This window comes from Gluconobacter potus, assembly GCF_015244705.1.
Classification (GTDB): domain Bacteria; phylum Pseudomonadota; class Alphaproteobacteria; order Acetobacterales; family Acetobacteraceae; genus Gluconobacter; species Gluconobacter potus.
In genome coordinates, this window is sequence record NZ_JABCQF010000007.1 from 28,498 (window position 1) to 49,282 (window position 20,785).

Consider the following 20,785-nt stretch of genomic DNA (forward strand, 5'->3'; position numbering starts at 1 on the left):
CAGATCTTATCCCGGATCAGGGAATTATTCTTTTCGGGTGAGGGTGGCAAGATCAGTCCCATCGCACGGAACGGAGGCACTCACCATGACCCTGAACGATCAGGACACGACGCGGCAGCCCGTTCTTTTCCTGCCGCATGGAGGTGGCCCGTGCTTCTTCATGGAGTGGGGGACGACATGGGACCACATGGCGGCCTATCTCCGTTCCGTGGGGCCATCCCTGCCACGTCGTCCGGATGGCATTGTGGTCATGTCCGGTCACTGGGAGACACAGGGTATGGTCGTCGGATCAACGGCTCATCCGTCGCTGATCTACGATTATTACGGCTTTCCGCCCCACACCTATCAGCTTGAATATCCCGTACCCGGAGCGCCGATCGTGGCGGGGAAAATCCGTAATCTTCTGCGCACGCGTGGCATGGCCTGTACAGAAAATGCCACGCGCGGACTGGATCACGGGGTCTTCATTCCCTTCATGCTCGCATTTCCCGATGCGGATATCCCGGTTGTGGAGATTTCCCTGCCAGGGTCGCTGGATGCCGCAGGCGTCCTGCAACTCGGGGAAATGCTGGCGCCTTTGCGGGACGAAAACATCCTGATCGTGGGCACGGGCATGACTTACCACAACATGCGCCATCTGATGCGCCCCGATGCCGTGTCCGACGCCAGATCCGTCGCGTTCGACACCTGGCTTCAGCAGGCGGTCGAGGCTCCGCCCGCTCGTCGCACACAGAGCCTGCTGGATTGGGAGCACGCCCCCTTTGCGCGGGAGTGCCACCCTCAGCCGGAACATCTCCTGCCGTTGATGTTCGCCGCCGGAACCGATGCAGGTCATCGCGATTACAACGATATCGTCATGGGGAAGGCCCTGTCCGGTTTCCGGTTTGGCTGATGTCCTCAATTCACTTCATCAAGAAAGATCATGACATCATGAAAATACGTTTTCTCAAGAGCGCAGGCGCTGCATTCGCTCTCGTCCTCCTGTCTTCCACGGCTTATGCCGCCAACCCTGCTGATGTGCAGTCCGGCGCCTATACGGTCGAGAGCAGCCATACGCAGATCGGTTTTTCCGTGCTGCATTTCGGCTTCACCTATTATTCCGGCCAGCTCTCCGGCGTCACCGGCGCGCTTCAGCTTGATACGGCCCATCCGGAGGCCTCGCACCTGAACGTGACCATCCCGGTTTCGAGCATTTCAACCACCAGCACGGTTCTGACGGGTGAACTCAAGAACAGTGAATGGTTCGATGTCGCGAAATATCCGGATGCGACCTTCGTCTCGACGCAGGTCCGCCGCACGGGCACGGATGAGGCTCTGGTGACCGGCAACCTGACGCTTCATGGCGTCACGCACCCGGAAGTCCTGCACGTCCATTTCGTGGGCGCAGGCGTCAATCCGATGGACAAGGCCTATACGGTCGGTTTTCAGGCCGAAGCGACGATCCATCGCAGCGATTTCGGCGTGAAGAAATATGTCCCCTATGTCGGCGATGACGTCACGCTGACGATTGCCGGGGCGTTTGAGAAGACTGCCGCGAAATAACGCGCATAAAAAAACGGCCCACTTTCGTGGGCCGTTTTCTTTTTCAGACTGTCCGGAAAACTCAGGAGGTCTTGTGGACTTTCCATCCGGTTTCCTTGAGCAGGAAGCCGAGCAGAATGGCAATTCCGATGCCGATGACCAGCGGTAGGAAGGCCGTATGGAACTGTTCCATCGTCTCCGGCGCATCCTTGCCCATCAGGGCGGAAACGAGCGGCGACATGATGCCGGTCGTGCCGAACACGAGGAAGTTCATGACACCGGCGGCCGTTCCCTTGACCTCGGGCGGATTGACTTCCTTCATCGAGGAGAACGGGATCATGGCCGCACCGGACGCGATACCCATGACCAGCGCCACGGAGTAGTGCGGCATAACGCCGACCGGAACATAGAGCGCACAGAGCGACGCCGCCAGCAGCACCAGCGCACCGCCGATCAGGACGGGCTTGCGACGGCCGATCTTGTCCGAAATCCAGCCCAGAAGCGGGCAGCCGATGACCCAGCCGATGGGGACCATCGACACATCCGTGGCTGCAAAGCCCATCGTCGTGTGCTCGCCCTTGCTCAGCATCAGCGCACCCCAGCCCAGGGCACCGATCGTGGTTGGCACGAAGAGCAAGCCACCAGCAAGACCGGCAATCCAGCTCTGCGGGTTGGAGAAGATGATCTTGAAGGGCCGCAGCAGGTTGGCCATGGAAACATCGCCATGGTGCTGGGCGCTGTCACCCGTATCACGCGGCATGACGAAAAAGACTGCCACAGCCAGCAGGAGCCCGATGACACCAAAACCCAGCCAGACGGACTGCCAGGGGATGTGGAACGACCCATGCGGATCGATCAGGATGCGCGTCGGCTTGGAGCCGAAAGCGGCCCCGGCCATGCCCATGCACTGCGTCAGACCGACGAAAAGCGCCAGCGTCCGGGCCGGAAGATAGCGTGCCGCAACATAGGACGCGCCGACGAAGGCACAGATCGCGCCAATGCCCTGAATGATGTAACCGCCGATACCCGCAACCAGGCTGCCCTGGCCGAAGATCAGACAGCCCACGCCCGTGATGGCAATGAACATCGGCATGATGGCATGGGCGCCATAGCGGTCCAGCAGCACGCCCACGGCAAGGGCCATCAGAGCATAGACGATATAATAGGACGCGATCATCAGGCCGAGATGACTGTTACCCCAGGCCTGCGTCAGTTCATCCTGCATGATGCCGGGGGCGGAACGGATGGCATACTGATAGAAGTAGAACAGCGCGCACAGGAACCACGACAGCACATAAAGCGGCTGAAGTTTCTGCGGTTGCGTCGGGGACGGATTCAGGGGCTTGGGCGGCGCCTGAGTTGTTGTGCCAGACATGAAATTCTCCAGAGTGTCATGGCTGGCCTGTCAGACCGGAAACCATGACTGTGAGGGCGCGAAAGTCTTGAAAAAAGCGTGTTTGCCGGTTGGAATGATTTGTCAGGTAATGTGAATATTTCACCAGATGTTATTGCTGGAAGGGGTAATAACGGAAGGTCACATACACCGTATGTCCGTAAGTCGTGGGGTCGACGGCATGATCCGCGCCGTCATTGCCCTTGAAGGCGAACTTCCGGATATAGGTGTACTGAAGCCCGCCCATGACACTGCCGTAATGGCCGTCCAGGAAGTGCCACCAGCCGCCCGTCGTCAGGGAGGCCAGCGTTCTTGTCTGGGCAGAGCACGTTCCGAATTCGTATTCACAGCCGGAGAGGTTCAGGTCCGTCGCGCCATAGCCATGCTGGATGCCATCGGCGCCCAGATAGGTGCGGCGTCCCGCGCTCTCCACACCGCCATAGGTATAAAGCAGCACGGAGCGTGCCGGATGCCCGACCAGCCCGAGCGAACCCATGATTTCCGGGATCGGAGTGGGATTGCCGTTGCTATCGAAGGTCGTATCGGGAATGAGGCTGGGCCCGTAACGCCCCACACCCTGACCGGCGAGCACGTTTCCGGTCAGCTGCAGCTTGTCGGTCCCGAGCGGCACGGTCATGCCAGCGCCCACGCCACCGCCGAACTGGGTGCTTTTGTGGGTATGGTTCTCGCCAGCCGGCTGAACCAGTCCACGGAACCAGCGGGCAAGGCCAAAGACCTCATAATGCCCGAATGACGTATCAACCGCCGTCTTGAGAACGATATCGGGCGCGGGGTTGTAACTGTACTGCGTGTTCGGGTTCAGCAGAACGCCACCGGCATTGGCGTAATAGACTGTCGGTCCGGTGAGATGTCCGTAGCTCGCGGGAAGCGTTCCGCCCGAACTGAGCGCATCGGAGAAACCGACTGTCGCCTGAGGATCCTCGATCGACAGGGCCAGCCAGTATTTCCTGTCCCAGTCCTTGGCAATGCGGATCTGCGGCACGCGGGTAAAGGTGATGCCTGGGATCTGGTTGTTATCCGTAACGGCCGGAAGCTGTTCCTGACGGGGAATGACGCCCTTGGCGTAATTGGTCGTCAGGCTCCAGGCCTGGCCCATGAGGACGTGCAGTCCCCAGTCCTTCTCCGTGAAAGTGAAATATCCCAGCCTCAGACGGGGTGTATAACCGTTGATCTGCACGCTGTTGGTCGTCCCGCCAGACCCGCCGAAATCGCTTTCGACATAAGCCTGAAGACGCACGGACTTGGTCGGATTGGCTTCCAGAAGCGTGGAGAAACGGGTGAGCTGCGCCGAGAAACGCTCTTCGCTCAGCCCGTGATTGGGGCTGTTGACATACGGAAAATTGTTCCACGCCGTCGCAGGGCCACTCGTCATGTTCGAACTTCTCCAGATGTTGGAGAAATCGATGAATCCACCCAGCCTGACCGTCAGATTGCCGATCTGGAAGACCGGCGGAAGATGATCCACTTCCGTCTGGGTAATGGCGAGCGGACTGGACGATGTCAGGTCGATGGATGTCCGGTGCGCCTCGTTGTGCTGGTTGCCCAGCCACTGGAACAGCGGCGGCGGTGTCTGGTGGGCCGGTGTAACGATCGGTGTCGTCGGGACCGTTGCGGGAGCTGCCGTGACGCTGTCCGGAGCGAAGCCTGCTGTTGAAACCGGCATGATCCCGCTGCTGGGGCGGGGAATGCTTCTGGCCGGAGAGGACGGCGATGTTGCCGCGCGGGCGGTTTCGATTTTTGGGGTCTCGCCCTTTATCGGCATCCTGCGCGCGACGGAGGTTTTCGGGGCATTCGGACGGGCCGCATGGGAGGACGAGCCTGCATGGCGGCGTTGCTCGATGGCCTGAAGGCGGCCTTCGAGCATGCGCATCTCCGCCTTGATCGCGGCCAGTTCCTGGTCGTCGGCGCTCTGGGCAAAGGCAGGAAGGGGGGAGCCAATGAAGAAGACAGCACCCAGAAGCAGTCTGTACCGTCTGGGCAGGTAATTTCCCGTGATCTTCAGGCCACCGAGAGGAGACACACTTTTCCCTTCCTAAAATCCGTCCAAGGAATTCCATCAGGTACCCGACCGCCATGCCGGGCATGTCGATGGGCACTACCCGTCAGGAGAGACTTACGCGTTCACGGAAGTTTGAAAATTGATATATCTCAAAAATAACGAAAATTACACATTATTTATGGATCAGAATAACAACTTACCACGCTTCATGGAAGTATATTTACTATCCTTCTATGGGTATTTAACGATTTTCATATTGGAGACAGGATACCGAGGAGGGGTTATTCAAATACAGCCCTCCTCAATAATGATTCCTGTATTTTCTTATTTGGTCTTCTTTTTCTTGCCCTTGGAGCGCTTTTCCTTTGCGGCGCTCTGGGACGGGGCGGATGTTCCCCCCTTTGCCCGCTCGATGACGAACCTGGCGTAATCATCCATGTCGCCATCGAAGGGGACGATCTGGTTGTCCGCGGCCAGCCACAGACGGTCCGCGACCAGTTCCATCAGCGAGCGGTCATGGGTGATGAGGATGACCGCGCCTTCGTAACTGTTCAGGGCGTCCAGCAGGGCGCGGCGGCTGTCGATGTCCAGATGGTTGGTCGGCTCATCGAGGATCAGCAGATGCGGCGCGGCCATGGCGACCATGTTCAGCAGCAGGCGCGCGCGCTCGCCGCCGGACAGGGCCTCGACCTTGGTACCCTGTTTTTCAAAATGGATGCCAAACTGCGCCAGACGGGAGCGGTGGGACTGATCGCTGTCCGTCGGACGGGCTTCACGCATGATGTCGAGCGGGGTCTGCTCGGGATCGAGCGCCTCGATCTGGTGCTGGTGGAACCAGCCGACCTCGATGCGGGGGGAGCGGGAGACTTCCCCGGAGCGGACTTCGAGAGCGCCGGCGATCATTTTTGCAAAAGTGGACTTGCCGGCACCGTTGACGCCCAGCAGGCCGATACGATCATCCACGTCCAGCCTGAGGTTCAGATCGCGCAGGATGGCGGGATCGTCGCCATAGCCGACTTCCACATTTTCCAGCCGGATCAGGGGCGGTGCGAGAGGACGCGCTGGCGAGGGGAGCAGGAAGGGTGAGACCGAAGCCTCGATCGTGGTTTCGATCGGGGCCAGCTTGGCAAGACGCTTGACACGGCTCTGGGCCTGCGCGGCCTTGGCGGCCGAGGCCTTGAAGCGGTCCACGAAGGACTGCAGATGCGCGCGTTCGGCTTCCTGCTTGGCGCGCGTCGCGCTTTGCAGGCGGATCTTCTCGGCGCGCTGACGCTCGAAATCGTCATAGCCGCCGGTGTAAAGCTCCAGCTTGCCTTCCGTGACATGCAGCGTGAAATCGACGGAGTTGTTCAGCAGTTCGCGGTCATGGCTGATGATGAGCGCGGAATGCGGATAGCGGGCAAGGCGCGCTTCCAGCCATAGAGCACCTTCAAGATCGAGATAGTTCGTCGGCTCATCGAGCAGCAGCAGGTCGGGCTCGGCAAACAGCGCGGCAGCCAAAGCTACGCGCATCCGCCAGCCGCCGGAGAATTCGGCCATCGGGCGATCGAGATCGGCCGTGGAAAAGCCCAGACCGTTGAGAATTTCCGCCGCGCGGGAAGGGGCACTGTCGGCGTCGATTTCTATCAGACGCATCCAGATATCGCCCATCCGCTCCGGATCGGCGGTTTCCAGCTCGGCCATGAGGGCGGCGCGTTCCGTGTCGGCGGCGAGGATCGTGTCGATCAGGCTGATGGGAGTGGCGGGGTGTTCCTGATCCACGGTCGCCACGCGGGCGGCGCGGGGGATGACGATCTCACCGGAATCCGGCTGAAGCTCGCCCTTGATCAGTTTGAAAAGTGTGGATTTCCCGACGCCGTTCCGGCCGACCAGAGACACCTTGGACGGGTTGGGCAGGTTGGCGCTTGCACGATTGAAGAACTGTCGTCCCCAGGCGTTGAAGACAAGGTTTTCGATCTGAAGCATGGGGCAGGATGGTCCGGTGACGGTAAAACGGGAGCGCCATCCCTATAACAGTTTGATCGCCCCGGACAGGGACGAGGCGGATCTTTTCCGCCTCGCCTAGGTGTTGTCGTCAGTGGGTGTGGGCGGCAAGCCAGTCATGGATCTGGCTTTGGGTCGCCTGAACCGCTTCCTGACGGGCGGCAACGGTGTTGAGGGCATGGGCCGTGGCAATCTTGGCGCCGGTCGTCTTGCTGGAAGACGGATCCTTCTGAAGCTCGGCCAGAATGTCAGGATTGTTGGAATGTCCTGCGATGGCCGGCAGGAACCCGTCCTGTGACCAGGGGGCCAGATGGGTGCGGATCTCGGCCTCATGCTGGCGGACCAGCTTCCAGACGAGGTCCGGATTTTCGCTGGCAGAGGCGATCTGTGACAGCGCCATGGAAATACGGCCGTTCGGAATGGCGCCGCTATAGGCCAGTTCCACATTGCGACGGATCAGGTCAGGATCCGTGGCATTGGCGAGGGCCTGGAACAGGCGGAGCTTGAGTTCGGTCGCCTGGGTGTCACGGACCTTCTTGGCCATGATTTCGTAGGTTGCGGCGTCGGTATGCTTCATCGCAAGGGCCGAGACCGTACCGACCAGATCGGGACGCAGGGAGGCCGGGTTCTTCAGCCAGATTGCGAAACGGCGCTTGGCCTCAGTCAGCACAGCCGGGTCATTGAAGGTGCCGAGTGCCGAGATGACGGACGGGCGCAGCATCGTGTCCAGCACGCTTTCATGCGGCTTCTGGTCCCAGCCGAGACGCTTGAGGACCGGGGCAAGGCGGCTGCGGGCATAGGCCTGGAACGCAGGGCGGTCCGGGCTGCCGATTTCATAGAAATCGAGCGTTTCCAGCTTGCTGATGATTTCTTCAAGCGTGGCGATATCGGTCTCATGCGCGGCGGTCAGCCGGTCCACGAGGTCGAAATAGGAGGACAGCGCGCCATGCCCGGCCCGGAACTGCGCGAACTGGTCACCAAGGATGTTGGCGCGGTCGACGGGAGCAAATTTTGAGATCGATGCAGCGATCGGGGCGAAGGCCACGTCGTCGTAATGCACGCGGTAATACCCGCTCTCGCCCAGATCGAGCTTGAGGGGGGCATTGCAACGGGGAAGGGTGAAGGTGGCGGGTTCCGCACCAAGCACCAGCTTCTTGGTCTCAAGGCCGGGGCCGCCTGCGACAACCGGAATGTTCCAGGTCAGGGCCTTCGCATTCGGGTCGTGGATCGTGAAGCGGCTCTGCGTCAGGGTATAGGTCGTCTGGCCGTTTTTGCAGACGGCCGCGACATTGACCTGCGGAATACCGGGCTGTTCGGTGAAGCTGCGGGCGACCTTGCCGACATCCTGTCCCGACGTGCCGGAGAGCGCGTTCCACAGATCCTGACTGGTCGCGTTGCCAAAGGCATGGGCCTTCATGTAAGCGCGCATCCCGTCGCGGAAATGGTCTTCGCCAAGCCAGCCTTCCATCATGCGGATGACCAGCTCGCCCTTACCGTAGCTGATGCCGTCAAATGCGGAATTGGCTTCGCTGACGTTGTGGATGACCTGCTGGATCGGATGGGTCGTGGACAGGGCGTCCGTTGCCATCGTGGCTTCGCGGGTCTCGTGCTGACGCGGCCAGATGTCCCAGTCGGGGTTCATCTTGTCGGTTGCCTTGATCTCCATCCAGGAGGCAAAGCCCTCGTTCAGCCAGATATTGTCCCACCAGCCCATGGTCACCAGATCGCCGGACCACTGATGTGCCATTTCATGCGCGACGACTTCATAGATCAGTTCGCGGGTTCGGGGTGTGCTGTTCTTCGGATCAAACAGCAGGACGTTGTCGATATAGGTCAGCGCGCCCCAGTTCTCCATCGCGCCGGCCTGATAGTTGCCGGGGATGGCGAGCATGTCCATTTTCGGCAGTGGATATTTGATGCCGAAATACTCGTTGTAATAGGGCAGGATCTTCTCGGCGGCACCCAGCGCGTAGGTGCCCTGGCTTTCAAGGCCGCTCGGCGCGAAAACGCGGATGGGGGTGCCATCCGCTTTGCCGTCCACGGAGGCCATGTCGCCGGCCACCAGTGCGAGCAGGTAGCTCGACATGCGCGGGGTCGGGCTGAAGGAGACGCGCTTCGTCTTGGCGTCCTGCTGCGTCGTGCCGATGATCGGCATGTTGCTGACAGCCGCGTATTCGAAGGGCAGCGTGACGTTCAGCTGATAGGTTGCCTTGAAGGCGGGTTCGTCCCAGCCCGGGAACATCCGGCGGGCGTCCGCGACCTCGAACTGCGTGACCAGCATCCGCTTCGGCTTGCCTGCCGGGTCGGTGTAGTCGTCAATATAGATGCCGTTCGGTGTTTTCAGGATCGGGCCGGAATACTTGATCGCCAGCGTGTGGACGCCGGCGGGAACTGGGGCCGGGAAGTGCAGGGTGACGGTTTCGGCGGCATCATCCTGACGGATTTCGGCCTTCTGCGAGTTGTCCAGAAGGGCGCTGGCCAGTTTGAGACCTGCCTGATTGAGCGTGACGTCGGCGGTCGGGCTTTGCACTTCAACCCGGATGATCTCGTCGCCCTGAAGCGTCAGATGCTCCATGTCGGTTGTCAGATCGATGATGTAGTCCGTCGGTACGACGGTCTTGGGAAGCTGACCCGGTGTTGTGGCGAAGGAAAACGTGCCTTCAGCATGGGCAGGGAGCGCGAGGGGCAGGCCTGCAAGCAGCGTTGTGAGAACCAGAAGACGGCGCATGAAACGCAGTTCCTTGAAATGGTTGAATGAGGGGAAACGGAACGGACCGTTCGTTTTTGTTACGGAGACGGTGGCATAGCGTCGTCATGCCGAAAAGTGTCTCTCCCTAAAAACCTTGTCATCTCTTGACAGATCAAGGCTTGCACGGCTTTGTGATGGCCCTGAAGGCAATGGATTCTGCCTGACCGTTCCCGGTCGAACCGCTTCATCCGGAAGCTGATGATTCCTGTCCCTCGTCCCCTTCGGACAAGACAGGAGAACTGCGTCCGTTATGAGTGAACTTCAGAATCAGCCCCGTTTTCCCGGTATTTTCAGCCTTGTTCGCCTGAGCGCGGTGCTGGTGGTGCTGTCGGTCTGTATCGGCAGTGCCTGTGCCCTGTTCCTGTGGCTTCTGGAACGCGCCACGTCGCTGCGGATCGAGTATCCGGTGCTGCTGTTCGGCCTTCCGTTGGCGGGTGTGGCAGTCGGGCTGTGTTACTTCTGGTTCGGCCGTGACGTTGAGGCCGGGGCGAACCTGATCGTGGATGAAATCCATGAACCGGGCGCGGGCGTTCAGCTGCGGATGGCGCCGTTCGTGCTCATCGCCACGGTGGTGAGCCATCTGTTCGGCGCTTCCGTGGGACGGGAAGGGACGGCGATACAGGTTGGCGGAAGTCTGGCCAGTGCCACGGCCAGACTGTTCAGACTGCGGGCTCCGGAAACCTGTGTTCTGCTGACATGTGGCATCGCGGCAGGGTTCGGCGCCGTTTTCGGAACACCCATTGCTGGCGCCGTGTTCGCTCTTGAAGTTCTGACGCTCGGGCGGCTGGACTACCGTTTCCTTCTCCCCGCCGCGATGTCATCGATCATTGCGGACTGGGCCTGTCGCGCCTGGGGCATCCATCATGCGTCCTATCCGCTGGTGTTTCAGGGAACGCTGAATTCTGACGGTTCTGTCTCGCATGTGGACATCATGCTTGTAGTACGCGTTGCCATCGCCGCGCTGGCGTTCGGGCTGTTGAGCCGGGTGTTCGCCGAGAGCGTGCACCGTCTGGCGGCGTTCATAAAAAAGCTCTGCAAAACGCCGTGGCTGCTTCCGGCGATTGGCGGCATTCTGACCATTCTTCTGGTGATGATCGTGGGAAACCGGGATTATCTGGGGCTGGGCGTTCTGCCTGCTGAGCCGGGTGGGGCGTCGATCGTCAGTTTCTTTGGGCCGACGATCTATCCGTGGTCCTGGTTTTGGAAGCTGGTTTTCACGGTCACGGTTCTGGCGACGGGCTTCAAGGGTGGTGAAGTCACGCCGCTGTTCTTTCTGGGCGCCGCGTCGGGGAACATTCTCGCGTTCCTGCTGCATGTTCCGGTGGATCTGCTGGCGGCTGTCGGGTTCGTGTCGGTCTTTGCGGGGGCGGCAAACACGCCTCTGGCCTGTACGCTGATGGGTGTGGAACTGTTCGGGGCCGGGGATATCGTCTATTTCGCGACCGGATGTTTCGTGGCCTATGCCTGTTCGGGGCATACCGGGATCTATCTGTCCCAGCGGATCGGGACACCCAAGAGCGCGTCCTGGAACCGGGTCTGCGGCATGACATTGCGCGAGGCGCGGATGCCGCAGATCCCGGACTGATGAACCTTACCGTGTCCGGGTGGGTTCGTTGAGTGCCATGATCAGCGCCGCAACCCACCCGATGAGCGTCCAGCCCAGAAGCACGGTTATCATCGCGATCCGGTGCTGACGGATCGTATTGCGACGGTAGGCGATCAGGACCGGAACAAGATAGAGTGCCAGTCCCAGAACGCCGAGAGCCGCGAACAGTCCCCTGGATTTTGCGGGAACAGCCGAAGCGGAAAGGGCCTGGTCCCTTTCGGGTGGTTGGGCTGCGGCGGATGAGGGCGGGTTCGGGGCCTTGTGAGGCGTAGCCACGGGGGAAACGGGAGGGGGCACCGAAGCGGCCTCATGACTGTCCGTCACGGAGGCTGCCTGTTCTGGCGTGATGTATCCCGCGCGGACGAGGAAAAGGGACAGGGCCTGCGGGAATGGGAGCAGTTCTTTTTCCTTGGCGGAACAGGCATGACCATTCTGCTTTTCAGCGGGCGGTTTGAGATCGCATGCCGAGAGGCCAAAGCCGGACTCTTTCGTGGACTGTGCATGGGCCAGCATGTCGCGCCAGCCTTCCGCGAACCGGCCCATATTGGTCATGGTCGCGACTTCATAGGCGAGAAAGCCATTGGGCTCGAAACGTCCGGACTTGATCCAGTTGCGCCGTCTGTCCGCCAGATCCTTCGCAAGATAGTCCCGATAGGCCGGATCGCGCGTGACGTTTTCAAGGACGCCATCGTGGTAGCGTGAGATGACGACAGGGGCTTCGGATCCGGCATGCGATGCGAAGGCATAGAGGAACGACTGATCGGATGTCAGGATTTCCTGCTGCCCGTTTCCGGCGATATCCACGACGTCCGGTTCCCCGTCGCCATCCATTGCTCCAAGTTCAAGATGCTGCCAGCTTCTGCCGGAGCTTCCATCGGGGCGCAGATCGAAGATGGATGTGAGCGAGCAGCAATGGGCGCCCCCTGTATAGGCGGAGACCATGACCTGCGGGAAAGGCGATGACGCGTCCAGATGCCGTAACGACATCTTCAGCTGCGCCATACCGTCATCCTCGGTGCCGTAAGGCGTCAGGGGGAATGAGGCGGGGCGGGAGTGTGTGTTGCCGGGCTGGCTGAGCGTCAGGAAGGCCATGCTGCACGGAGAGGCCGGGCTGGTATCGGCGTCGGCCCAGACGACGGGCACGTTGCAGCGCGTGGTCCGACGGACGTCCAGAGTGGCAACAACCCCCTTTGCGGACAGGGCGGCGTGGGTGCTGTTTCCCATCTCCGCCTGGGCCATCGGTGCGAGCGGATGGAGTGTGGCAGACCGGGCCGGAACGCTTGTGGCAAGGAGTGCCGGAAGCATGACGCCGATCAGGGTTTTCATCTTGAGGATGGTCTGTCTCCGCTTTCCTGTCATGCGGGCTCCGTGCTCCGCAGCATCAGGCATATCCCGACTTTCCTCTGTAACGCCAATGGATGATGCGGAGTTTTCATCGCCTGCAAGGAGAAGCATCCCGGAACGGACGAGGGCTTCTGAAGGAAAGAAATTGGAAAATCAGTCGGTTGTGCGGGGTTCCCTGATCCACTAACACCGGGGCAGTCCCGGATGGATACTGCGGAACCGGGTATGCGAGGCATTATTGAATTTCCTGTCGTATCTTCCGATCTGTGCTCTTCTTGTCGTGCTTCCGGCGCAGGCCGCGTCCTGTCCGGAGATGTTCGCTGATGGCGTTGCACCTCAGGTGCTGAATGAAACGCTCCGGATCGGGACGGTTCAGCTGTGTAATGCGGATTATGCGGTGCTTGCTTCGGAAAGCACGAAGGGACCGCTGTGGTCGGCCGAGGACCTGACGGAAGAAAATCTGGAAATCGCGGACCGCACGCGCCGGCAGGGGAGTTTTTACCCTGATGAACGCCTTCCTGTGAGAATGCGGGCGGCGCTCGAGGATTACAGGTCTTCGGGTTATGACCGCGGGCACATGACACCCAGCGGGGACGAGCCCGGTGTGCAGGCACAGCAGCAGTCCTTCCTGCTGTCGAACATCGTCCCGCAGACTGCGGAGCTGAACCGGGGGCCATGGGAAGGGGTGGAGAGTGCTGTCCGGGGTTGGGCGCGGCAGGAAGGGGAAATCTTTGTCGTGACCGGGCCGGGTTACGATCCGGAGCAGACCCGGACGATCGGGGCGGGGCGTACTCCGGTGCCTGCCGTGACCTGGAAAGCGATCTATGATCCGGCGGCTAACGGGATGGGGGCGTATGTGTGTCTGAACACGCGCCATCCGACCTGCCGGATTACGAGTGTGGCGCTTTTGACCGAGCTTGTGGGGATTGATCCGTTTCCCGCTCTTCCGGCATCGCTGAAGGATCACGTCAGTGCCATGCCGCCGATCCGGGAAACACCGGAAGCCCTTTCGAGACAGCCCCGCTCCCGGAAACTACTGCAGGAATGGGGATCGAAAGCGGCCCAGAAGGCTCTCAAGGCACTTCTGAAAGCGCTCGTACAGTAGATGCCGTATACTGGTCTGTTCGTAGCATCGCCAATGCTGCTGCAATTGCCATCTATACTATTTCGCTCAAGCCGACCGTCTGGTCGAGGCTGATGAAGGGCGTGATGGTCTGGGTGCTGACACTGCCGGTGACGGGCTGTGTCGCGGCGGCGGTTTTCTGTCTTCTGGTCTGATCAGCGAGACGTCTGGGTGGGGAAAGGACGCGATGGTCTGTTATCGTGTCCTTTCCTGTTTTCAGACCCCGGCGATCTGCAGAGCCAGCTGTGCCATGCGGATGGCGCCTTCGCGGCTGCCCGCACCGCAGATGAAGCGGGCAGGGTGGGCAAACACGGCGTCGGAGACACCGGAGACAGCCGCCAGCTTTTCCCGCTCCAGACCGCCCCAGGCTTCGGGAAGGGAGACGCGCTGCCCGAAATCACCGCGGACGGGCGGGACGGCCTTGACGTTCCACTGCTCCGGACCGGCGGGAGAGACCACGTACACGACGGGCAGGTCATGTTCGAAAATGACCTTTTCGGTCGGCATGCCGGTGCCCATGACGAGAATGCGCTTGTCTTCGGCATTTTCATAAGCTGCCAGAACGCGGTCCGTTGCCTTGAGGCTGGCGCGAACACGGTCCACGACATTCGTCAGGTGCGATGCGACGGCTGTGGCGGCATTGGCGAAACCGAGGGATTCCCGGGCGCGGGCTTCCTGGCGTCCGTAGAGTTCAGCCGTGTCCCAGGGCGGGCTGCAGGCGGAGACGATATCCGCCAGCGACAGCTTTCCCATCTTGACCACGCCATTGTCGTCCTGATCGATCGGCAGGATCAGGGACTTGTCGAGACTCTTCCAGATCAGGTCTACAGTTGCATCATCAACCGGGGTCTTGAGGATATTGCGGATGGCGGCGTGGCCGTAATCCTTCCACAGCAGACCGGCGGCGCTGTAAGGCGTGCCGTCTTCGCGAAGGGGCTTGTCCTTCATGTGATGGTCGTAGCGGCCATGCGGGGGGTCATAGAGGCCGCCGACGTCGAAGACGATATCGGCTGATTTGATGACATCCGGATTGCGGGAGCGGATGAAGGTCAGGCGGTCGGCGGATTTTTCTTCGAGGACGCGGGCGCGCAGATCACCCTGCGGGGCGAGGGCGTAATGCAGGATGACATAGCCCATGGTCTCGTCGACGTGGAAATTGCCCGAATGGGTTAGCGCCGTGACGGGCGCTGCGCCATTTTCGAGACCAATGGGAGTATGTTCGGACATCTTGAGAACCTGCGACAGGGAGAAGGGGATGAAGTGGCCCCTTCATGCCGCAGGGCAGCCCGGCAGACAACCTTGTCGCCGGGGTTAGTTGGTCAGGCCCTGTTTCAGGAAGCCTTGTACAGGGCGCAGAGCTTGTTGCCGTCCGGGTCGCGCAGATAGGCAAGATAGAGGTCGCCCGTCGGCGTGTGACGGATACCCGGTGGGTTTTCGATCGCCTCGCCACCGTTCTCCACGCCTGCCTTATGCCAGGCATCGACCTGCTCGGGGCTGCTCATGGCAAAACCGATCGTACCGCCATTGGCAGGAGTTGCGGGTTCGCCGTTCAGGGGCTTCGTGATGACCAGACGACCGCCGGAATGGGCATAGGTCAGGCGGCCCTTGGCATTGGGTTCGGCCGGTTCGCAGCCGATGACGCCCAGTGTCGCATCATAGAATGTCTTGGAACGGGCAATGTCGTTGCTGCCGAGCATGATATGGCTGAACATGAAACTCATTCCTCTATAATACAGGGGAAGGACGGACGTGCCGTCCTGAAAATTCAGTCGATATTGATATTGCGGATACCACCCGGAATGCGGGTTTTTGAATCACGCGCGACGAAGGACTGTCGGTTGGTATTGTAATCCGGATTTTCCGCCATCGCCTGAAGGGTTGTGTCATCGCGTACATCCAGCGGCCGGTCATGGCCACCATTGTCTTTGCGTGCCGTGGCTGCGCAGAGTCCGGCAGCGGTGGCGAAGGGGTGGGGATTGCCGCCGGCGCCGCTCAGCATCTGCTCGCGAATACATTTGCTGTCGGTGTGACCGGTAACCCAGGGCGTTCCGGAGCATGAGGCAAGCAGAAGCAGGCTGGGGAGAAGGACGTAACGCATGACAGAAACCTACTCGTGACGGAGAATGGAGTAAAGCGCGGGATCAGGTCGATCCTGACAGTCTATTGGCTCGTGACTTCGCGAAAGGTCAATGTCTTTGATTGAGGCTTAGGGGAATGGCTTTCGCCAGTGATCTGATATCCTTCGCATCATTTGAATGATGGAGAGCAGCCATGACGTCATCCGGGTTTCCGCTTCTGAACGATCCTGACATCCTTCGGGACATCACGGCCCTGTCCGACCGTTACGAACGGGCCCTGGGCGAGAATGAACTGCAAGAACTGGACAGGCTGTTTTACGACGGGCCGGAGACGGTGCGTTACGGCGTAGGGGAAAATCTCTACGGCTTTGACGAGATCAAGGCGTTCCGCCGCAACAGGACGGGTGGTTCGCCCCCGCGGGAGGTCCTGTGCCGCGTCATTACCGTCATTGGCAGGGATGTGGCGACGGTGGACCTGGAGTTCCGGCGGATCGGAGCGGAGCGGATCGGGCGCCAGAGCCAGACCTGGTTCCGGACGCCCGAAGGATGGAAGATCATCGCCGCCCATGTCTCGCTGATGGGCACGGGATCCTGAGCGCCGGGCCTCAGCTTCCGCTGGAGACATATCCCGCTACCGCCCGGTTCCAGACGAGGATCATGATGCCGAGGAAGGCGAACCCCGCCGCCGGCGAAAGCGCGCCGATCCATGTCGGCATGCCAAGCGGGTCCGGGTGGGCGAGGCTGAACAGCGTCGGGTAATAGCAGACGGCTGCGAGCGGCAGGACGAAGGTGATGAAGCGCCGGAGCCAGCGGCCGAACATGGTCAGCGGGTACTGTCCGGCCTCCACGCCGCCATAAGTCAGGACGTTCACGACCTCCAGCCCCTCGACAGTGATGAAGCACAAGGCGGCCTGTCCGATCAGGACGCCGAGGAACATGGCCGCACCGCCCGCGATGGCCCAGGGCAGGACCAGCGCTGCGCTCCACTGGACATGAGGAGCAAGCCACAGACCCGCCACGAGCACGAAGAGGCCCTGAAGGAAGCGTCCGATCGGGCGCAGGCGCAGTTCGTGTCCCAGAAGTAGCAGCAATGTCGAGCGCGGTCGCAGGAGGAGGCGGTCGAAGCTCCCAGTCCGGACATATTCGCCGCCAAAGACCTCAAAGCCGCGTCCCAAAGTCTCGGCGACGGCAAAAGCCACGTTCACAAGACCGTACAGGACGGCGACGGTTCCGATATCCCATCCCGCAATGCTGCCGAAGCGATGGAAGAGGCTCCAGATGCCGAAGAAGCTGAGGAGTGTCGTGACGAAATTGCCGATGGCCTGAATGACAAAGGTGCCGGGATAGCGGAGCTGCGCCACGATCGAAGCCCCGGCCATGCGCCGATACAGGCCCGGACCGCTGAGCGTGCGGGAAGGGGATTGCGTCATGTCAGGCACCCTGCACCTCCAGCCGGTTCACGGTCTGGCGCATCCACAGACGTCCGAGAAGTGTCAGGGCCGTCAGCCAGAAAATCTGCAGACCCAGACCCGTGGCAACACCGCCGGGGATGGGTGTTCCGAGATAGATGCGGATGGGGATGTCGGTAATGCCGGCGAAAGGCTGTGCGAGCAGGAAAGGCCGGATCCAGTCGGGATAAAGCGGCAGTGGCAGGAGCATCCCGGACAACAGGACGGCGAGCGGCGTTCCGACGGCATAGCTCCCCAGAGGCGAAAGGGTACGGGCCGTGAGGATATTCCACCACATGACGATGGTCGCGGAAAGCAGGGCGCCGAGTGTGATGGAAAGAAGGGCCAGAGCCGCGGAGATCAGGCTGGCGGGGCCGGCCAGGCTCCACGCGCCCAGCCCGACAAGCATCGCGAGAGGACCGGCCACGCAGGCCAGCAGGACCGCTCGAGGCACCGCATTTCCCAGCAGTCGCGCCAGGCTGGCAGACAGCCACCAGTTCCACATATCGACCGGACGCAGAAGATCATAGACGATGGCTCCCGTCCGGGCGGCGTCGCCGATGGCAGGCAGGCAGCCGAGCGGCAGAAGCGTGAAGAGTGACTGCTGGATCCAGGTATAGGTCATGGCCTGTCGCAGCGAGAGCGGGGCCTGCACGTCCGGAGCGGCATGGTACACTGACGCGTAGGCCATCAGGGTCACGGCGCCGAACCACATCTGTGCCACTAGTCCCGCAACGACGGCGATGCGGTATCGCAGCCCTATCTTCCATTGCAGACCGAAGGCCGTGAGATACGGGCGCAGGCTCATGCGGCGTGATCCGCATAGAAACGCGTGATGATCTCGTCGATCGAGGGGCGGCTGATCCGCAGGTCGTCGAGACCCGGAAGATGGCCGACATGCGCGACGAGAGCTGGGGCCGGGATCTGATGCGGGTCGAAAGTGATGGTGAGACTATGGGGCTCACGCGCGGTTTCGTGGGCGCCGGCGGGAAGCGTCAGTTCGGGGGGCGTGTCATGGAAATCGAGCTCCAGAATACGCTCGGACAGCGTCGTGGTGCGAAGATCCTCGAATGGGCTGTCTGCGAGGATGCGGCCGTGACCGATGACGATTACTCGTTCGGCGAGTGCCTCGATGTCGTGCATGTCATGGGTCGTCAGCAGGACGGTCGTGCCGCGGTCCCGGCAGAGTTCATGCACGAAAGCCCGCACGGCGAGCTTGGAGGGGGCGTCCAGCCCGATCGTGGGTTCGTCGAGAATGAGGATGTCCGGATCATGGATGAGAGAGGCCGCGATTTCGGCACGCATTCTCTGTCCGAGCGAAAGCTGGCGGACGGACTGGTCCATGATCCCGCCCAGATCGAGCGCATCGGCCAGACGGGCGCGGTTGCGGGCAAAACGCTCCGGTTCCACGCCGTAGATGTCGCGCAGCAAAGCGAGGCCTTCGGCGACCGAAAGATCCCACCAGAGCTGGGTCCGCTGCCCGAACACGACGCCGATCCGTGCCACATGGGCGATGCGGTTCGTCCAGGGCACCAGACCGTTGACCTGCACCTCTCCCGACGTGGGGCGCAGGATGCCGGAGAGGATCTTGATCGCCGTCGATTTTCCCGCGCCGTTCGGGCCGATGAAGCCTGCGATCTGGCCTTTCGGGACGGAAAAGGAAATCCCGTCCAGCGCGACGATATCACGGGTTTTTCCCCGCCAGCTGCCTCCTTCGCGGATCCGGTAGGTTTTGCGGAGATTGCTGACCGTAATGGCGTCGGTAAGAGAAGGGGGCGTCTGCATCAGGGCTCCGTCATGAGCGGTAAACATCTGTTTTGGGGAGAGTGGACAGCGGTCCATATTGAAAGCAAGCCGTTTCTGAAGGCGTGTGATGTACCAGTCGGCTGGCTCAGTGCCCTTTGCGAAAGCGCGTCGAGAGGATGATGGCGGAGACGGTCCGCTCCACCCCTTCCATCTGCCCGATATCGTCAATGGCGCGATTGATGTTTTCGGTCGTGGCGGCCCCCAGCAGGGCAATCAGGTCCGAGGCACCGCTGACCGCATGCAGTTCCCGCAGTTCGGGCAGTGTTTTCAGGTCCCGCTCCACTTTCTGCCGGTGGCGCGGTGTGAGCACGATCGAGACATGGGCGCGCACCAGATCCTCGTCCGGATTTTCGAGAAGCGTATAGCCCCGGATCCGTCCCTGCCGCTCCAGACGTTCCATGCGTCCCTGCAGAGTCGTGCGGGAGATCCCCAGCCGGCGCGCCAGCGCGGCTGTGGGGGTTCGCGCATTGCGGCGCAGGATATCGAGAAGAGCCTGATCGATCGGATCCGTCATTCTGACTGTTATAGACGGCAATCTGCCGTTGGGAATAGCTTTTTGCCGTCACGCTGCCGCTTGAGATCCGTCGGCCCAGACCCTGATCCTGTCCGTAACACTTCCGGAACAGGATATGATCATGAAGCAGGTTACGGTTGCAGGCGCGGGCAAGATCGGTTCAGCCATTGCGGAGCTTCTTCATCACGGCGGCTATCATGTGACGCTGCTTGACTGTCATGCGGAGTATCTCAACAGCCTGAAACTGCCCGAAGGCATTGCACGCCAGACCGCTGATATCGCCCAGGGCCTTGATCCGGATCTGCTGAAGGGACAATTCGCCGTCCTGTCCGCGCTTCCCTTTCACCTGACACGCCCTGTCGCGCGCGCCGCAGCCGCAGCGGGTGTGCATTATCTGGACCTGACCGAGGACGTGGCATCCACCCGTGACGTGAAGGCGCTGGCCGAGGGCGCGTCGCATGCGTTCATTCCTCAGTGTGGTCTGGCACCGGGTTTCGTCTCCATTGCCGCACATGATCTGGCCGGGCATTTCGACGAGATCGATACGATCCGGCTGCGTGTCGGAGCGCTGCCGCGTTTTCCGTCCAATGCGCTGGGATACAACCTGACCTGGAGCACGGAAGGCCTCATCAACGAATATATCGAACCCTGTGAGGCGATCGTGGATGGGAAGCGCATCCTCGTTCCCGCGCTTGAGGGCATGGAAAGCCTGGGTGTCGATGGCGTTCTTTATGAGGCTTTCAACACGTCCGGCGGTCTGGGCTCGTTGTGCGAAACCTATGACGGCCGGGTCCGGGAACTCAATTATCGCACCATGCGATATCCGGGTCATCGCGATATCATGAAGGTTCTCCTATCCGATCTGCGGCTGTCGGAACGGCGGCATATCCTTCAGGATATCCTGACCCACGCCATTCCCGGAACGGCTCAGGATCTGGTGGTGCTGTCGGTTATCGTGACGGGGCTACGGGATGGTCGGCAGCAGCAGGAAACGCTGGCCCGGACCATTCACGCGCAGGAGTTCATGGGCGGATACCGGACTGCAATTCAGCTCACGACAGCCGGGTCCATCTGCGCGGTTCTGGACCTGCTCGCAGAAGGGAAGATTCCGTCGGCAGGCTTTGTCCGTCAGGAAGATATTCCGCTGTCCGCCTATCTGTCGAACCGCTACGGGCGGGTCTATCAACCGCAGGGCTGAAC

Annotated in this window: 18 protein-coding genes and 1 riboswitch; of the genes, 6 read left to right on the forward strand and 12 right to left on the reverse strand. The window is 61.0% G+C overall.

The window, feature by feature from the left end; genetic code table 11:
* Positions 1-85 precede the first annotated feature (85 nt).
* Positions 86-892 carry a DODA-type extradiol aromatic ring-opening family dioxygenase gene (locus tag HKD31_RS10860; protein ID WP_194265139.1) on the forward strand — a complete coding sequence of 269 codons (807 nt, stop codon included), beginning with the start codon at positions 86-88 and terminating at the stop codon, positions 890-892.
* 38 nt (positions 893-930) lie between these two features.
* Positions 931-1,542: a YceI family protein gene (locus tag HKD31_RS10865; protein WP_194265138.1), complete on the forward strand. Its 612-nt coding sequence runs from the start codon at positions 931-933 to the stop codon at positions 1,540-1,542.
* Positions 1,543-1,603: 61 nt separating this feature from the next.
* Here HKD31_RS10865 and HKD31_RS10870 read toward each other — a convergent pair whose 3' ends face one another.
* From HKD31_RS10870 to HKD31_RS10885, 4 genes are all read right to left on the reverse strand, one after another.
* A complete protein-coding gene (locus HKD31_RS10870) occupies positions 1,604-2,896 on the reverse strand; it encodes an MFS transporter (RefSeq protein WP_194265137.1) in 1,293 nt (430 codons plus the stop codon).
* A 130-nt stretch (positions 2,897-3,026) separates the two neighbouring features.
* Entirely contained in the window at positions 3,027-4,955 is a 1,929-nt protein-coding gene (locus HKD31_RS10875) for a hypothetical protein (protein ID WP_194265136.1), read from the reverse strand.
* 303 nt (positions 4,956-5,258) lie between these two features.
* The gene (locus tag HKD31_RS10880) at positions 5,259-6,899 is read right to left on the reverse strand and encodes an ABC-F family ATP-binding cassette domain-containing protein (RefSeq protein WP_062455518.1); all 1,641 of its coding nucleotides are present in this window, start codon (positions 6,897-6,899) and stop codon (positions 5,259-5,261) included.
* A 109-nt stretch (positions 6,900-7,008) separates the two neighbouring features.
* Complete coding sequence (locus HKD31_RS10885; RefSeq protein ID WP_194265135.1) at positions 7,009-9,645, reverse strand: M1 family metallopeptidase; 2,637 nt, start codon at positions 9,643-9,645, stop codon at positions 7,009-7,011.
* Positions 9,646-9,802: 157 nt separating this feature from the next.
* Positions 9,803-9,881: riboswitch (Fluoride riboswitch) on the forward strand.
* A 35-nt stretch (positions 9,882-9,916) separates the two neighbouring features.
* On the opposite strand from HKD31_RS10885, the gene HKD31_RS10890 reads away from it, so the two are divergent.
* The gene (locus HKD31_RS10890) at positions 9,917-11,251 is read left to right on the forward strand and encodes a voltage-gated chloride channel family protein (protein ID WP_194265134.1); all 1,335 of its coding nucleotides are present in this window, start codon (positions 9,917-9,919) and stop codon (positions 11,249-11,251) included.
* A gap of 6 nt (positions 11,252-11,257) precedes the next feature.
* Here HKD31_RS10890 and HKD31_RS10895 read toward each other — a convergent pair whose 3' ends face one another.
* Complete coding sequence (locus HKD31_RS10895) at positions 11,258-12,661, reverse strand: superinfection immunity protein (protein ID WP_194265133.1); 1,404 nt, start codon at positions 12,659-12,661, stop codon at positions 11,258-11,260.
* A gap of 193 nt (positions 12,662-12,854) precedes the next feature.
* Between HKD31_RS10895 and HKD31_RS10900 the strand changes: the two genes are divergently transcribed.
* Complete coding sequence (locus HKD31_RS10900; RefSeq protein WP_194265132.1) at positions 12,855-13,721, forward strand: DNA/RNA non-specific endonuclease; 867 nt, start codon at positions 12,855-12,857, stop codon at positions 13,719-13,721.
* 234 nt (positions 13,722-13,955) lie between these two features.
* On the opposite strand, the gene HKD31_RS10905 is transcribed toward HKD31_RS10900, so the two are convergent.
* From HKD31_RS10905 to HKD31_RS10915, 3 genes are all read right to left on the reverse strand, one after another.
* Positions 13,956-14,966: an MYG1 family protein gene (locus HKD31_RS10905; protein ID WP_194265131.1), complete on the reverse strand. Its 1,011-nt coding sequence runs from the start codon at positions 14,964-14,966 to the stop codon at positions 13,956-13,958.
* Between the two features lie 104 nt (positions 14,967-15,070).
* A complete protein-coding gene (locus HKD31_RS10910; protein WP_194265130.1) occupies positions 15,071-15,451 on the reverse strand; it encodes a VOC family protein in 381 nt (126 codons plus the stop codon).
* 53 nt (positions 15,452-15,504) lie between these two features.
* On the reverse strand, positions 15,505-15,837 hold the full coding sequence (locus HKD31_RS10915) for a hypothetical protein (RefSeq protein ID WP_194265129.1): 333 nt from the start codon (positions 15,835-15,837) through the stop codon (positions 15,505-15,507).
* Between the two features lie 173 nt (positions 15,838-16,010).
* Between HKD31_RS10915 and hpxZ the strand changes: the two genes are divergently transcribed.
* Positions 16,011-16,412 carry an oxalurate catabolism protein HpxZ gene (gene hpxZ, locus HKD31_RS10920; RefSeq protein WP_194265128.1) on the forward strand — a complete coding sequence of 134 codons (402 nt, stop codon included), beginning with the start codon at positions 16,011-16,013 and terminating at the stop codon, positions 16,410-16,412.
* A 10-nt stretch (positions 16,413-16,422) separates the two neighbouring features.
* Here the strand turns inward: hpxZ and HKD31_RS10925 are convergent, their stop codons facing one another.
* The 4 genes from HKD31_RS10925 to HKD31_RS10940 all read right to left on the reverse strand — a co-directional run bounded on the left by HKD31_RS10925 (position 16,423) and on the right by HKD31_RS10940 (position 19,585).
* Positions 16,423-17,247, reverse strand: a complete 825-nt coding sequence (locus HKD31_RS10925; protein ID WP_062495303.1) for an ABC transporter permease — start codon at positions 17,245-17,247, stop codon at positions 16,423-16,425.
* A 1-nt stretch (position 17,248) separates the two neighbouring features.
* Positions 17,249-18,073, reverse strand: a complete 825-nt coding sequence (locus HKD31_RS10930; RefSeq protein ID WP_194265127.1) for an ABC transporter permease — start codon at positions 18,071-18,073, stop codon at positions 17,249-17,251.
* A complete protein-coding gene (locus HKD31_RS10935; RefSeq protein WP_194265126.1) occupies positions 18,070-19,050 on the reverse strand; it encodes an ABC transporter ATP-binding protein in 981 nt (326 codons plus the stop codon). Before HKD31_RS10935 ends, HKD31_RS10930 begins: the two co-directional genes overlap by 4 nt.
* Positions 19,051-19,156: 106 nt before the next feature.
* Entirely contained in the window at positions 19,157-19,585 is a 429-nt protein-coding gene (locus HKD31_RS10940; protein ID WP_041112316.1) for an Lrp/AsnC family transcriptional regulator, read from the reverse strand.
* A gap of 121 nt (positions 19,586-19,706) precedes the next feature.
* Here HKD31_RS10940 and HKD31_RS10945 point away from each other — a divergent pair, with 121 nt between their 5' ends.
* Complete coding sequence (locus tag HKD31_RS10945) at positions 19,707-20,783, forward strand: saccharopine dehydrogenase family protein (RefSeq protein ID WP_194265125.1); 1,077 nt, start codon at positions 19,707-19,709, stop codon at positions 20,781-20,783.
* Positions 20,784-20,785 lie beyond the last annotated feature (2 nt).